General features: G+C 69.3%; 14 protein-coding genes and 2 pseudogenes. 6 read left to right on the forward strand and 10 right to left on the reverse strand.

Annotated features, from left to right (window positions below):
• Positions 1-276: 276 nt before the first annotated feature.
• Positions 277-1,299 (reverse strand): hypothetical protein, encoded by a 1,023-nt coding sequence (locus OIB37_RS34985; protein ID WP_330461621.1) that lies wholly within the window; start codon positions 1,297-1,299, stop codon positions 277-279.
• A gap of 376 nt (positions 1,300-1,675) precedes the next feature.
• Between OIB37_RS34985 and OIB37_RS34990 the strand changes: the two genes are divergently transcribed.
• On the forward strand, positions 1,676-1,879 hold the full coding sequence (locus OIB37_RS34990) for a cold-shock protein (protein ID WP_330461622.1): 204 nt from the start codon (positions 1,676-1,678) through the stop codon (positions 1,877-1,879).
• Between the two features lie 352 nt (positions 1,880-2,231).
• Here the strand turns inward: OIB37_RS34990 and OIB37_RS34995 are convergent, their stop codons facing one another.
• The gene (locus OIB37_RS34995) at positions 2,232-3,260 is read right to left on the reverse strand and encodes an alpha/beta hydrolase (protein ID WP_330461623.1); all 1,029 of its coding nucleotides are present in this window, start codon (positions 3,258-3,260) and stop codon (positions 2,232-2,234) included.
• A gap of 66 nt (positions 3,261-3,326) precedes the next feature.
• Here OIB37_RS34995 and OIB37_RS35000 point away from each other — a divergent pair, with 66 nt between their 5' ends.
• Positions 3,327-3,881, forward strand: a complete 555-nt coding sequence (locus OIB37_RS35000; protein WP_330461624.1) for a MarR family winged helix-turn-helix transcriptional regulator — start codon at positions 3,327-3,329, stop codon at positions 3,879-3,881.
• Positions 3,882-3,992: 111 nt separating this feature from the next.
• Here OIB37_RS35000 and OIB37_RS35005 read toward each other — a convergent pair whose 3' ends face one another.
• Positions 3,993-4,949: a helix-turn-helix transcriptional regulator gene (locus OIB37_RS35005; RefSeq protein ID WP_330461625.1), complete on the reverse strand. Its 957-nt coding sequence runs from the start codon at positions 4,947-4,949 to the stop codon at positions 3,993-3,995.
• 425 nt (positions 4,950-5,374) lie between these two features.
• The gene (locus OIB37_RS35010; RefSeq protein ID WP_330461626.1) at positions 5,375-6,334 is read right to left on the reverse strand and encodes an alpha/beta fold hydrolase; all 960 of its coding nucleotides are present in this window, start codon (positions 6,332-6,334) and stop codon (positions 5,375-5,377) included.
• Between the two features lie 374 nt (positions 6,335-6,708).
• Here OIB37_RS35010 and OIB37_RS35015 point away from each other — a divergent pair, with 374 nt between their 5' ends.
• A complete protein-coding gene (locus tag OIB37_RS35015; RefSeq protein WP_330461627.1) occupies positions 6,709-7,035 on the forward strand; it encodes a deoxyxylulose-5-phosphate synthase in 327 nt (108 codons plus the stop codon).
• A gap of 184 nt (positions 7,036-7,219) precedes the next feature.
• The gene (locus OIB37_RS35020) at positions 7,220-7,900 is read left to right on the forward strand and encodes a hypothetical protein (RefSeq protein ID WP_330461628.1); all 681 of its coding nucleotides are present in this window, start codon (positions 7,220-7,222) and stop codon (positions 7,898-7,900) included.
• Positions 7,901-8,317: 417 nt separating this feature from the next.
• Here the strand turns inward: OIB37_RS35020 and OIB37_RS36395 are convergent.
• Positions 8,318-8,626: pseudogene (locus tag OIB37_RS36395) on the reverse strand (HGxxPAAW family protein); the annotation flags it as partial.
• Positions 8,627-8,792: 166 nt separating this feature from the next.
• Between OIB37_RS36395 and OIB37_RS35030 the strand changes: the two are divergent.
• Positions 8,793-9,236, forward strand: a complete 444-nt coding sequence (locus tag OIB37_RS35030) for a MarR family transcriptional regulator (RefSeq protein WP_330462084.1) — start codon at positions 8,793-8,795, stop codon at positions 9,234-9,236.
• Between the two features lie 508 nt (positions 9,237-9,744).
• Here OIB37_RS35030 and OIB37_RS35035 read toward each other — a convergent pair.
• Positions 9,745-10,143, reverse strand: a complete 399-nt coding sequence (locus OIB37_RS35035) for a hypothetical protein (RefSeq protein WP_330461630.1) — start codon at positions 10,141-10,143, stop codon at positions 9,745-9,747.
• A gap of 498 nt (positions 10,144-10,641) precedes the next feature.
• Between OIB37_RS35035 and OIB37_RS35045 the strand changes: the two genes are divergently transcribed.
• Positions 10,642-11,097, forward strand: coding sequence for a hypothetical protein (locus OIB37_RS35045; protein ID WP_330462085.1), 456 nt, complete (start codon positions 10,642-10,644; stop codon positions 11,095-11,097).
• Between the two features lie 62 nt (positions 11,098-11,159).
• On the opposite strand, the gene OIB37_RS36400 is transcribed toward OIB37_RS35045, so the two are convergent.
• The 4 genes and pseudogenes from OIB37_RS36400 to OIB37_RS35065 form a co-directional block, all read right to left on the reverse strand.
• Positions 11,160-11,816, reverse strand: a complete 657-nt coding sequence (locus OIB37_RS36400) for an HIT domain-containing protein (protein ID WP_443058302.1) — start codon at positions 11,814-11,816, stop codon at positions 11,160-11,162.
• A gap of 2 nt (positions 11,817-11,818) precedes the next feature.
• Entirely contained in the window at positions 11,819-12,259 is a 441-nt protein-coding gene (locus OIB37_RS35055; protein WP_330462086.1) for a hypothetical protein, read from the reverse strand.
• 5 nt (positions 12,260-12,264) lie between these two features.
• Positions 12,265-12,642: pseudogene (locus tag OIB37_RS35060) on the reverse strand (transposase); the annotation flags it as partial.
• Between the two features lie 265 nt (positions 12,643-12,907).
• Positions 12,908-13,657 carry a class I SAM-dependent methyltransferase gene (locus OIB37_RS35065; RefSeq protein ID WP_330461633.1) on the reverse strand — a complete coding sequence of 250 codons (750 nt, stop codon included), beginning with the start codon at positions 13,655-13,657 and terminating at the stop codon, positions 12,908-12,910.
• Between the last annotated feature and the right edge of the window lie 362 nt (positions 13,658-14,019).

The following is a 14,019-nucleotide window of genomic DNA, read 5'->3' on the forward strand; positions in this document are numbered from 1 at the left end:
GATGCCCTTCGCGCTGCGGATGCGCCAGTTCTTGTCGGCAGGCAGATTGCCCAGGATCACGTGGATCGGGGCGCCATCCGAACTCGGCCGCGCCGGGCGAGAACTCAGGCCCGGCGTGCTGGCGTGCCGGCGTTCCTCGCGGCCGCCTGCTCGGCCTCCGACGACGAGATCAGCAACCAACCCGGCCCGGAGGCTCGGCGATCGGCGACGGCCCGTCCACGACCACGCCGTGTACGCCGAACCCGACGAGTGCGCCTGCGCCAGCACCCTGATGGGTCAGCAACCGCGTTTGTAGATGGCCCGCAGCCATGGTTCCTGGACGGCGGACATCCGTGCCAGCGTGTGCCGGAACGCACCGACGGACGGCTGGAACGGCATTCGCGGGTGCGGCGGCAGTGGATCGTCCCGCTCCACGCCCGCCGGCAGGCCGCCGCCCGCCGGCAGCCGGGTCCGGTGGGGTGGGAAGGCCAGTTCGGCCCAGAGCGCGGCCTCGACGGGCACGGCCACCGCGCCGCCTCTCGGCTGCCACACCTCTCCGGACTGCGGGTGGACTGGCACCAGCAGCAGCTCGGCGGCCGGCTCGCCGAGTCCTGGCCCCGCCAAACCCAGCCGCTTCACGTCCTTTCCGGAGGGCAGCAGTGCGGCGAGTGCCCGTCCGAGGAGCTCGGCGACGGGACCGGATACTGCCTCGACCGGCCCGCCCTCGGCGGCCACCACCACGTGGGCGAGGGAAACGCCCGCCGGAATGTCCCGGTACTCGCTCAGTCCGTGCCACAGCGCGCCTTCGGCAGACAGGTCTGCCCAGTCCATGAGAGGCCGCTCCGGTGGGCCGGGCAGCCGTACGACCGCCTGCGGAAGCAGCCGGACCGCCTGCCACTGCCCGCAGTCGTCGATCCGTGATCCGACCGGTAGTCCGCAACCCAGGCAGGCGAGGTTCGGTCCGCCGCTCCCGTCGGTTCCCCTGCAATAGCCTTCGGTCCGCTCCGGGACCAGCCCGGTGCCGCGCATGTCCCCAGGCGCGAGCAGGACGCTGTCCGGCGCCCCCTCCGACAGCGCACCGACGGGCACGAAGAACCCCCGTGCCGCTGCCTCCTGCGCCCCGACCTCCTCCCACAGCAGCCAAGGCGGCCCGTACGGCTCGGGGTCGACGGCGTAGGTCCCTGCCTCCAGGAGCGGCGGGTGAAGCGTCTCCCAGTAGGTGTCGCTCAGGTGGATCGGCAGTGCCACCTTCGACACCGCCGCCGTCAGTACCGCACCGCAGCCGGCACACCCGAACACCGCCAAGCCGTCCCCTCCCACCGTTGAAGTTTTTGCATCCCAGCAGGCCGGCGACCAGGAGGCAACGGTTTTTCAGGGTGCCTGCTCACCCTGGCGCGTGGTGTGTCTTCGGCGGTGCGGAGGCGCTGACGCGGGCATGACTGCCGGACGGCTGACGGCTGACGGCTGACGGCTGACGGCTGACGGCGGACAGCTGACGGGTGTCGGCTGACGGGTGTCGGGTGTGATGGCCGGCCTGCTCCCAGGCGCCGTGGAACAGTGCGTACGCGTGCCGGTCGGGAGAGACGCCGGAGGGTCGGCCGTCCGCGCGCCTTCTTCCACGCCGTGTGGTGCTCAGGAAAGATGAGCGCACGGCCGGCGCGTTCATGCGTCCGGCCCCGGAACGGAAAGGCCTGGCATGGCTCAGGGAACAGTGAAGTGGTTCAACGCGGAGAAGGGGTTCGGCTTCATCGCGCCGGACGACGGTACCCCGGACGTGTTCGTTCACTTCTCGGCGATCGACTCCTCCGGCTACCGGTCGTTGGAAGAGAACCAGCGGGTGGAATACACCTCCGCACAGGGCCCCAAGGGCCCGCAGGCCGAACAGGTGCGTCTGCTCTGACTCCGCCCCGCGGCTGAGCGCTGCCGAGCCCCGTCGTCGTACGGGACGAGCGGATCCGCCCTTGCCGTCCATCCAGGCCTGGCCCGCGGGTTGGGCAACGGCCTGTTCGGGGGTGGAAGCGGGCGCGGGTGGCGATGACGCGCGGCCGTCGGCCGACGTCCGCCGACAGCCGGCTGCGCGTCCGCAGGCCGCCCCGTGCCCCCTGACGCTACTGCTGCCATGCGGTGTGACGGTGCGAGGCGCCTTGGCGCCGCGCCTCGCGCTCGAGCGCCCACTCCCGCACCAGGTGCCTGGTGCGGGTCGTAGGCTGTGACGACCGGCGCCCTTGCCGTGATCCGGCCTTCCCTGGAGGTCAAGGCCGATCGGCGATGCGGTGCGCCAACCAGGCAAGAGCGGGCGGCATCCGGTACTCGACGGCGTGGTGGCCCCCCTCGAACAGCTCGAAGTGCACGATGTCGTCGGCCACTCCGACTTCGCTGAGCGCATCGCGGAAGGCCAGTGCGCCCAGGTCGAGGAACCACTCGTCGCGGGTGCCGGCGTCGATCCAGATGCCCCGCTGGGAGCGGAGGGCGTCTGCGTGCGTGGTGGCCATCCGTACCGGATCCCAGGCCAGCCAGCGCTGCCACTCGTCCTCACGCAGGGCCCCGGTGCGGGGGTCGAAGGGAAGGGTGGGGGAGCCGTCGGGGCCTGGGGAGAAGCAGGCGGAGACGCCGAGGATCTCCAGGAGGTTCAGGTCCTCCTCCTTGGTGAAGGCGACCCGCGAGCGGAAATCGTCCCACCAGCGGAAGATGTCGCCGCCGTAGGGCCGCAGTTGGCGGGCCGCGGTGAGGAAGTGCGGGTGGTACTGGGCCTCGGACAGTGAGTCACCGGAGTGGGTGGCGAAAGCGCCGAACAGATCCGGGCGGAGCATCGAGGTGACCGCTGCGCCGAGTCCGCCGCTGGACTTGCCCGCGATGGCTCGGTGCTCGCGCGCGGGGAGCGTGCGGTAGCGGGCGTCGACGTACGGCACGACCTCCTCGCACAGGTAGGAGTGGTAGCGGCCGGTGCCGGGTGAGTCGATGTACTGGCTGCCGCCGTAGGTGGCCCAGGCGTCCACGAATACCAGCAGCATCCCGGGCGCCTGCCCGCGGGCGAAGATCTCGTCGGCGAGCTCGGGGACGGGCTTGCGAAAGGCCGTGCGGTTGCGCCAGACCGGGAGCGTTCCCGTGTAGCCGAGCAGCAGATAGGTGACGGGGTAGCGGCGTTCTGGCGCATCGTCGTAACCGGGCGGGGTGTAGACCCACAGCGGTCGTTGCGACGGGTCGTTGAGGGGATTGCCGCGGAGCAGCGCGCTGTCGATGACGTGTTCGTCGATGCGGCCGGCGAGCGTGAAGGTCGACATGCCCCGGGACAGTACTACGATTTCAAAATATCTCAATGCGTAATTTCTGGAGGGTAGAGTGACGCCGTGACATCACGGCATCCGGCGACGGAATCGGCGCAACGGCGGGACTCGATCGACCGGCACATCGCCCGCTGGGGGCGTGAAGTCCCCGGTCTGGTGCCGGAGTTGGAGGGCGCCGTCACCCGTATGCAGAAGCTCGTGCGGCACCTGCAGCAGAAGAAGGAGGAGGCACTGGCGCGGCACGGCCTGAAGCTGTGGGAGTACGAGATCCTGTGGCGCCTGCGCTCGGTTGGAGAGCCCTACCGCATGGCACCTACACGTCTGGCTCAGGGACTCGGCGTCCACCCCGCGACCCTCACCAACCGCCTCGACCGCCTGCAGTCGGCGGGCCTGATCACTCGCGAGCACGCACCTGAGGATCGCCGCAGCCTTCTCGTCGGCCTGACTCCCCAAGGGGCCGAGACGTGGGCAGCGGTGATCGACGACCAGCGGGAGGCCGAGGCCACACTGCTCGCGCCCCTGACCGAGAAGGAGTTGGGGGAGCTGTCCGCCCTCCTGCGGGTCGTGGCCCTGGCTGTCGAGGACGACGGCCCGCCCCTCATGCCGCACATCGACTGAATGTCCAGGGGGCCGACTTTCAAGCCTGCCTGACCCTGGCAGAACGCCCGCCACCGCTTTGCCCACTGCCCCGAACACCGCGCCACCATCGCGGTGTTACGGCCAGGAAGGTCATTCGGGCGCGCGGGTGGCCCGGAGGAAGCGGGTCCCCCACTCCTGGAGGTGCGCGGCGAACTCCGGGGGTCCCAGGACCTCGAACTCGGCGCCCATGTTGCCCAGTGCCTGGGTCGGCCAGTCGAGGGAGGTCGAGGTCATGGTGAGCCTGCAGCTGTCCTGGTCGAGTGCTTCGACCGTGCCCCACTGGCCGACCACCTGCCGCACCCGTGCGGTCGGCGCGTGGACGAGGACCTCGACCGTGTACGGAGCCGGGGCCCCGCTCGCCGCCTGGACGAAGGCCACGGCGTCCTCGGCCGGGAGCGTGCGCGGCCGGAATCGGGTGCCGGTCGCCGTAGGCCCGGTCAGCCGGTCGAGGCGGAAGCCGCGCCAGTCGTGGCGGTCCAGGTCGTAGGCGACGAGGTACCAGCGCCCGCCGAGGGCGACGACGCGGTGCGGTTCGACCTCGCGCTCGGTGGGCGAGGCGCCCCGCGCCGTGTAGCCGAACCGCAGCCGCTCCTCGTCCCGGCATGCCTGGGCGACCGCGGTGAGCACCCCCGCCGCGACGACCGGCCCGGACGCGGCGGCGGAGACGGTCATCGCGCGCAGGGCATCCACCCTGGCCCGCAGCCGGGGCGGCAGGACCCGCACCACCTTGGTGAGTGCGCGCAGGGACGCGTCCTCCATCCCTGCGATCCCGCTCTGTGCCGCGTCGCCGATGCCCACCGCGAGCGCCACCGCCTCCTCGTCGTCCAGGAGCAGCGGGGGCAGGACAGCGCCGGGGGCGAGCTGGTATCCGCCGTCCGTGCCCCTGGCCGCGCTGACCGGGTAGCCGAGCTCGCGCAGCCGGTCGACGTCGCGGCGCAGGGTCCGCTCGGACACCCCGAGCCGGCCGGCCAGTTCCAGGCCGGGCCAGTGGCGGTGGGTCTGTAGTAGGGCGAGCAGTCTGAGGGTCCGTGAGCTGGTGTTCGCCATGCCGGAATACTGCCCCGGCTTCCGGTCTGAAAGTGACCGGAAGCGTCCCTTGGAGGTCCCAGCAGAAGCCGGTTGTGGTGTGACTGTCGTCCTTGGACGCTCATCGGTCTGTCGTGGAGAGGAGGGATTCCCGTCCGTGGCTTGTTTTCGGACGAACCGTCCTCGCTGATCGAGCCGTTACTCCGCCTCGCCTTCCCTGTCCGCCATGGTGTGGGCGAGGGAGCCGTCTTCGTTGAACGCCCTGCCCTGCCGGATGAGGGGGACCTCGAACTCGCCTCGCGGCAGCCCGAGCCGCTCGTCACGTCAGTGCGCTCGGGAAGGGCTGTACAGGCTTGAAGGGAGGTGGAGGGATCGGGGCGAGCTCGGTGTTTCCCGTGCGAATCTCGCCCCGTGGAACCGCTCTCACTCGGACGGCCGCCCGAGGGTCAGGAACAGTCCCTGAGGAAGTCGATGAGCGCGGCGTTCACCTCGGCCGGACGCTCCTGCTGTGTCCAGTGACCGCAGCCCTCCAGCTTGAGCGGAGCGCGTCGCAGATCGGGCATCAGGTCGGGGAGGCGGGCGATGAGTTCGGGTGTGCCGGGGAACGCGGGCACAGGGTCGCGGTCGCCGTAGATGTACAGGGCGGGCCGGGAGACGACGGCGTCCTGCCACGGGGCGGTCAGTTCCCAGTTGCGGTCGAGGTTGCGGTACCAGTTGAGAGCACCGGTGAACCCCTTGGCGAAGCTCTCGGTGAGCGCGTCGAGATCCTCCTCGGTGAACCAGGCCGGCAGTACCTCGGGGTCGGCCATGGTCGCGAGCCAGCCCCGCTCGGGGTCGACCAGGGCCTGCTTGCCCGCGCCGACGGGAGCGTCACCGGAGGCCGAGTAGAAGAACTTGCGCAACGCGGTGCGTGTGTCCTTGGCGAACTCGGCGTCCGCCACACCGGGACGGTTGAAGTAGTTCCAGTAGAAGCGGCCGCCGAACTCCCTGTCCATGGCCACCAGCGGAGGCTCGGCACCCCGGAAGGGAGGCGGCACGCTCAGGCCGGCCACGCCGAGCACCATGTCCGGCCGCAGCAGCGCGGTGTGCCAGGCGACCGGAGCACCCCAGTCGTGCCCGACGACGTACGCCTTCTCCTCGCCCAGTGCCCGGATCAGCCCGACGACGTCGCCCACCAGGTGGAAGATGCTGTACGCGTCCACGTCGTCAGGGCGGTCGCTGCGCCCGTAGCCGCGCTGGTCGGGGGCGACCACCCGGAAGCCCGCCTCGGCCAGGGGGCCGAACTGGTGCTGCCAGGAGTGCCATGACTCGGGGAATCCGTGCAGGAGGACGACCAGGGGGCCTTCGCCTTCCTCGGCGACGTGCAGCCGAATCCCGTTCACCTCGACCATGCGATGCTCAACCATGTGCACAAGCGTACGCGCTGATGATCTTCGACATGCGCATTGGGCCCGCACCTGCCCGGTAGCTCTGCGGGGCAGCGGTCAGAAGCCCTGCCGGTCAGCAAATTCGGCAACGGCCGGCACGGGTACCGTTCCCGCGATGCGAGTGGACGGCGTGGGTGCGTGCACCGAGTCCGTGAGGGGGTCTGACGGTCGTTCGGCGGGCGCTGCTCAGCGCGCGATGAGTGTCGATGGCCGGTTCGGCGGTGCGGGAGGCGCCGTTCCATCACCTCGAACGGCGGAGTGGATCCGTCGGTCGGCCGGGTGGCGCTCTCTGTCCGTTCACGGCCCTGGAATACCTGTCGAGTTCGGCACGGGAAGATGTCTAGGCTGCTGACATGGCCCATGGGAAGACCTCATACATTTGCCTGCCTTGCCGGGCCTCGTACAAGCAGCCCTACGACAGCGAACGGCAGCGGATCTGCCCGCGCTGCTCCGAGCCGCTGAACCACGTGGGGTCGGCTTTCGCCACACCCCGGCGACGGGACACCGCGGCCTGGCGGACGCTCTCGGTCCTGGTGAACGCAGGCGTGGGTTTCCACAAGAGCTGCTGCGGCGGCCCTGGGTACCGGCCGCGCACGCTTCGCGAGATGCGGGAGCGGATGGCGTATGCGCGGCGTACCGGCGAGCCCGTGGCCAAGGCCCTCGTACGGCAGGTGCTGTGACGGGGCACCACGGCCTGACGCACCTCGTCGCGCCGCCGGCCGAACCCATTGACGCCGACGGCGACTGGACCGTCCCCGAGACCGCGCTCGGTGTCCGGTTGCCCGAGGACTACAAGTGGCTGGTCGAGATCTACGGGTGGGGGGGGAGTTCTGCGACTTCCTCTACCTGCGGACTCCCTTCGGCGTGAGTAAGCACAACGGCGTCGAATGGCAGAGCGGACGACTGTCGGGCGTGCCCGCGAAGGACCGCGGACGGTACCCGTACCCGCTGCAACCGTCGCCGGGAGGGCTGCTGATCTGGGGAACCACCATGGATGCCGACCGGTTGTGCTGGTTCACGGCCGGGGACTCGCAGGAGTGGCCGGTCGTGGTCTGGAGCCGGGACGGCCAGTACGAGACCTTCACCATGGGGGCGTCCGAGTTCATCGAAGGCTGGGCCGGCGGAGACGTCGGTTCCCGGCTGCTCGTGGACATGGAACCGGACCTTGCGCCATGGTTCAACGCCTTCCGGCCCCGCGTCCACCGGTGCCTGCGTCTGACCGAAGGCCACTCGGCCCATCCCGAGCGCCTGCGCGTGCTCCGGGAGGCGCTTGCTCCCACGGCGGACCGAGGCTCGTGGCGGTCGGACTGCGGCGCGAGCGGGCAGGACCACTTCGCGACTGTCGGCACCGACTGGTTGCTCACCTACGACATGTCCCGCCCACACCAGATCCGTATCAGCTTCCCGCCCGAGGACAGCGTACGAGTCCAGCAGCGCCTCTTCGACGCCGTACGGCTCATGGACTGTGAGGTTCTTCTGCTGACGACGGCAGCTGGAAAGGCCCTGCCGAACTGGGAGGCGGCAACGGAAGAGGAGGGCTATTAGCCAGGGCGAGCCGTAGCGGAACCGGTGGGCAGAAGAACTTGCCCGAGGGGCAGTCGGCGGTAGCAGGAGGGCGGACGGTAGCGGGGGTTCGGGCCGGGTCGGTCGCCGACTCCGACCGCTGGCTCCGCCGCTGGCTGTCGTCGGTCGGCATAAGGATGCGTGGGCTTCGTGCGGTGACGGGGGCAGGGGAGGGGCCTATGCGGACACCGATGTGCCGACGTGGGCCCGGGCGTCGGCGTCGCTCTCCGCGTCGGCGTTGCTCTCCGCGCTGATGGCGCTCCCCGTGTCAGCGCCTGCCCCCGTAACGGTCCCGCTTCCGAGATCGGCTCGCGAGGGCTCTGCCTCGGCGGCTTCCTGGGTGGTCCATCCAACGGTGGCGGCCCTGACGGATTCAGCCCCGCCTGTGCCGTGTGTACGGCCATGCCGCCCGGCGAGGCGGCACCCCAGGCAGTCGGGGTGTCCCGCACGGGCACCGGTGTCCCTGACCCGCCAGTCCCACTGCTCCGCCGGACGAGGTCCACTCGGCTTGCCCCAGCCCGCGAGATGCAGTGCCCATGTGATGAGGAGAGCCACGAGGAGCAAGCCGGCGCCGACGAGTGCGAGGGTCCCCGACGCGGTGATCACGCCGAGACCGCAGACGGCGGAGCCCAGTGTTCCCACGGCCATTCCGGTCCAGCCGGCGAGCGTGTGCCCCAGGTCGTACGCGTCGTCTCCGTGGATGAACATGATCGTGCTCCTTGCGAGCTGTGAGGATGAGAGCGAACGCCGGCGGTAGCGTGCCGCCGACCAGAGATGAATTATCTCGCGAACTAAGTAACTTAGATGCTAAGGGGAATTTGTGGGGCACCGCAAGGTCCGCCCGGCCGCGACGAGCGACCAGGCGCTCTACGCCATGGACCGGATGATCGCCACGGCGCAGTTCGGGCAACAGGACATCGCACGCAGGCTCGGCCTCAATGTCACGGACCTCACCTGCCTGGGCTTCCTCATCGAGGCATCCATGGCGGGCGAGTCCCTCGTCGCCGGGGACCTGGCAGTGCGGGCCAGGCTGACCACAGGGGCGGTCACGGGCGTACTGAACCGCCTCGAGAAGGCCGGATACATCCGCCGCGCCCCGGATCCGGGGGACCGCCGACGGGTGGTCGTGGTGATGGAGGAGACCGCCCAGGAGCGCATCCTCGCGGTGTACGGACCCGTCTATCAACGCCTGGCCGTGCTCTTCGCCGACTACGGCCCCGAGGAGATCGCGGTGCTCACGGACTGGTTCTCCCGTGCCCGCGGCCTGTTCGAGGAGGCGCTGCGGGAGATCCGCGAGGAGCCGCCGCTAGCGCCGTGAGCAGGTGACCGTGGGCGCCGCGCCGCAGCCCCTGCCCACGGTGCCGGCCGCTACGCGGTGGCTCGATACGTATGTGCCCCCGCCCGGCTGCGTCGCCGGGCGGTCAGGCTGCCTCCGACCGGATGGCAGCGCCCCCGGATGCAGCCCACCTGGCTTCCAGGGCACAGTCTCGATCTGGAAGTCGGCTGCCGCGGCTCGCCCAGGACTCGGCGTACGGCCCCCAGTCCGCACCGTCGACCGTTGAGCCCGTACCGGCCACCGTGGAGGCGAACTCATCCGGGCTTCAGGCCGGATGCCACTGTCGGTCGTCAGCTTCATCGAGCCGGCCTGCACGACCGGTGGTCTTCAGGCGCACATATATCCCGCCCGGCCCCCAGGCCGTAGCAGTCCGGCGAACCGCCCCAGTGCGTTCACCGCGCCCACGGCGTCGAGGTGAACGAGTGATGCGGAGGCCCAGACCCCATCGAGCATTCCGGCCGGGAACCGCGACCCGACCTCAGCTTGTCCTTCATCTTCCGTCTGTGCCGTAGGGCGGGGACGGAAGGTTCCAGACGGCGTCTGACCGGCTGACGACCTTTCGAAGCTCGCGGGCGTTTCGTGGTGACATGGCCTGCATCACGGTGTCGAGGAGGGCTCGGGCTTCGAGAGGGTTGCCGCAGCAGTACCAGTGCACGTTGCCCCACTCGTAGTCGAGCCACAGATCACGCTCGGGCTGGTGGACGTAGTCCTTCCACAGGCCCACAGCCGCGCTGACGTCGCCTGGCTGCAGGTAGTTGCGGGTGTGTTCGAGGCGGATGATCTCGGACAGCGCACGCGAAGACAGGCCGTCGATGACTGGCCTTGCGCCCGTTGTTCCGTGGCTGGCGGGCGCGCCGACACGGATCTTTCCTGGCCGTCTACGCGGCATGGGCCTTTCGGTTCGTCGTCATGCGGTACATGGTGCCACCGTCTCGAATGGCGTCTCGAACGGATGCGCTCGCATGAGGATTCGCCGGACGTGGGGACGGCCTTCGCCTGATCCTGTGCTCCGGCCAAGGGGCACGCGACCTGGAAGAAGGCCGTGAGGGGGAGCCAGCCGGCTGGTGCTGTCCGGAGGGAAGCGTTCGCGGAGGCGTCACGCTTCCGTGGCGAGTTGTACGAGTGCCTGACCGTGCGGCACGACCAATTGTCCGAGTTGGTGGACGCGGTGCTGTGTGCGGACGGTGCGGTGAAGTCCGTAGTCGATCTGACGCCGTTGCCCGAGCGCCGTCGTGGGCACGGATGGCTTCGTGGGCGACAACGGAGAGCGAATGTCGATGGGTCCTCGCATCGGTTCTTGATCGACTTGCTCAGAAGTGTTGATGAGACTGGCAGCACCCAGAGGCCTCGGCTCGGGCGTGTCGGTACCGACGGACATAATGCGGCTGTGGACCTGAGACCGGAGTTGTTGCCCCCGCCCGTGAGTCGGCAGCGGCTGGATGAGCTGTGCGTCGAGGTGAAGCGGATTGCTGATCTGATGGAAGCCGGCGCGGAGATGGCGGACGAGGCGATCGCGGCCTTCAACGCGATGACCGGTCACGACTATGTGGCGCTCGACTTCGCTGAGCACGACGGAAGCCGGAGCCTGGAAGAGTTCGCGCGGGAGGCGGCCAGGCCGGCTCGTCCCGTGGTTGCGGACATCACGCGTGACGAGCTCGTTGAGATCGTTCGCAGACTCCTGATGGCCGCCTCGGAGAGCGACTACTATCTGCGGCTCCTGGAGGCGAACGTGTCACATCCCCGGGTAGGTGACCTGGTCTTCCATCCCTCGGACAACCTTCAGGGCGCGTCTGCGGAGCAGATGGTCGATGAGGCTCTGAAGTACCGACCGATCGTGCTTTGAGCTCTGCGGGAAGTCAGCCGGCCGTGGCCTGTTGGTCATCCTCTGGACCCGACGCCGACAGGTCAGATACGGCTCTCCGGGAGGTCGCCTCGGAACAGGACGTGCCAGTGCAGGTGCTTCGACTCCTGGTAGGCGCCTTCGTTCGTCACCACGCTGGCAGCCCCGTATTCCCTGCGTACCCGTGCGGCCACCGACCGGACGACGCGGAGCACCTCCAACAGCAGGTCCTCCCCTTCGGCGCCGAGATCGACCAGGGACGGAACGTGTCTCTTGGGCACTACCACCACGTGGACCGGGTAGCTGGGGCGGGTGTGGTTGAACGCCAAGACGTCGTCTGTCTCCTCCACCACGCTCACCGGTGTCCGCCCGGACAGAGCCTCGTCGCAATAGAAGTCCGAGACTCTGCAGTTGGCCGGGGCAACAGACGGGCTTCCTGCCTCACCGGGAGCTGGTGAGCTCGGCTGTCGGGGGCTACGGCCTTCTGCCGGCGAACGGGATTGCGAGGGATTCATCGCTGTCTCCTTCGAGCAACGAAGGTGTTCTGTCAGGGGAATTGGGTGGCGCGGTCGTGGGAATCGGCGCGCCTGGGGGTGGTTTACGGAGTCCCGGGCGACGATGCGTCGGGCTGGGCGGCGGCACTTTGACGACCGGTCGGGTTCGCTCCTCACGCTTGCGGAGGGCTGGGTAGTTGCTGGCGCAGGGGGTGAACTGCGAGCCATCGTCAAGAGTTGTGGATGGTGTCTTCCGGGTTTGACGCGGTGATCTCGACTGCGGCGAGGCGGGCTTCCTCGCGCACGTCCCGGTCGGGGTGGTTGAGGAAAGGCTCGATCATCGGTAGCGCCTGGGGGGCGTGCGTGGCACCGAGGATGTAGATCGTGTGGCCAAGGATCTCGGTCTCCATCGTCGGCATGGCAGCGGCCAGCGGTCTGACGAGGTCAAGGGGCACGTGGTGGTGGTTGAACGCTTCACTGACCGCGTTCAGAGCGGACTCCCGAACCCGGGTGACGAGTTCGTCGACGGTCAGACTGACCAGACGCCCGACGACCAGGCGGGCCGTATCGCCGTCGAGTGCGGTGCCGCGTAGGAGATCCCCGAGCGAGGCGACGGCGACGTCCCGGCGGGCCGGATCGCGGTCAGTCAGAGCTTCGAGGGCAGCGGACATGTCCTTCACGCGGCCACCTCGGGCCGCTCGACCAGGACGCCGCTCTCGAACCAGGCTCCCGCACGGACGAGCGGCACCGGGTGGGCGCCGGTGATCGCGCGCCATCGCGCCTGGGCGGACTCGACGAGCTTGAACACCATCGCCAGGGCCGCGGCCGCACTGATCGCCTTCTCGGCGTGCGCGCGGTCCTCGCCGTTGCAGATCTCCCGCATCGCCTTGACCGCGCATGGCTGCACGGACTTCGGTAGGCGGTTCGCGACATTCCGGGCTTTATGAACCCAGCAGTGCTGGTGCCGTGCGGCCGGGAGCACCTTGCCGAGGGCCTTCCACAGGCCCATCGCTCCCTCGTCGGTGACCATGCTGAGCACGGGTATGCCTTCCCGACCCGCGCTGCGAACGCGGGCCTACTCGGTGACCATCACAGGATCATTCGGGAAGGTACGCCCTCCGCGTCCCTCCCCGCACCCATCCACAAGTCCTGAGCCTTGCTCGTGAACACTGCGCGGGGGTGTGGTCGATGAGCAGGCCGGGCTGTCAGGCGGTGAGGATCTGGGCGCTGCATACGAAGAGGTTGCCGGGAAGCTGATCCAGGGAATGCCAGGCCCAGCAAGAGCCCTTGCCTGCTCAGCAGGATCGCTCCGACGGCGACTACCGCGTGCGCCGTTGGCGGTCTGGTGCTGCGGGGTGGCTGGAGACCCGCGGCGGCTGTTCGGGCAGGCGGCGGGCGCGGATGAGCTGCTGGATGACTGGGGTGCTTCCGTCGGGGTGGTGCAGCAGGTCGATGGTCTCGACGCGGAAGCCGTATTCGGTGAGAAGTTCTTCCCATAGTTGCGGGGACAGGACCCACATCTGGGTCGGCAGGGGCGGGTCGTCGCGCAGCAGGATCATCTGCTCGCGCGGTGTCACCTCCGTAGACGGGCCGCGGCCGTGAAGGTCGGTGTGCAGGAGCGAGAGGATCAGTGGCGCGCCGGGTCGCAGGCCGCGGCGCAGGGCGGGCAGCGCGCGGTGCGGGTCGATGAAGGCCATGGTGCCGATGGCGTATGCGGCGTCGAACGGCTCGGCCTCGGCAAGGTACTCGGTCACATCTGCGTGGGTGAACTCCACTCCCTGAATGCCCGCGTGGTTGGAGATGGCGCGTTCGTGCTGGGTCGGGGACAGTTCGATTCCGGTGACGCGGGCGCCATGGGTCTGTGCGAGATGGGCGGCGTGGTGGCCGGCCCCGGAGCCGATGTCCAGGACGCGGCGGCCGGTGATGTCGCCGAGGACTTCAGCACCTGGTCCGACTCCGTCCCAGGGCGCCCAGGACATCTGGTCGGGGAGGGGAGGCGTGTAGGCGCGGGCCAGTTGGCGCTGTCCGTAGACCTTCCAGGCGTGGGTGTTGATGTCTTCGACGGGCACGGTGCCTCCTCGGTGGCCGTGATGTGGATCAGGTGTGTGTTGAGGTAGGCGGGGCCTTCGCCGCGCCGGGCTCGTTCGATGGCCTCCAGACGGGCGAAGGCCCGGGGAACCAGTGAGGGTGGTCCGAGCCGCGAACCGCTCTTCTCCGGTCATGGGTGCTGGAAGCAGGGGAACTGCAGCAGCGACCGTGCCTAGGTGTTCAATTGTCTGTACGAGTGGTACGCGGACAACAGCGGGCGTCAGCAAGCCTGTTCACCGGCTAAGGCACTCGAGCCCGGCGGCGGAAGCACCCAGCGTACGGCGGCCCGCCGCGACCCGCGACACCCGGCGAACGTCGTGGCGCAACCACGTGGACGTAGACG

The sequence above is a fragment of the Streptomyces sp. NBC_00820 genome, from assembly GCF_036347055.1.
Classification (GTDB): domain Bacteria; phylum Actinomycetota; class Actinomycetes; order Streptomycetales; family Streptomycetaceae; genus Streptomyces.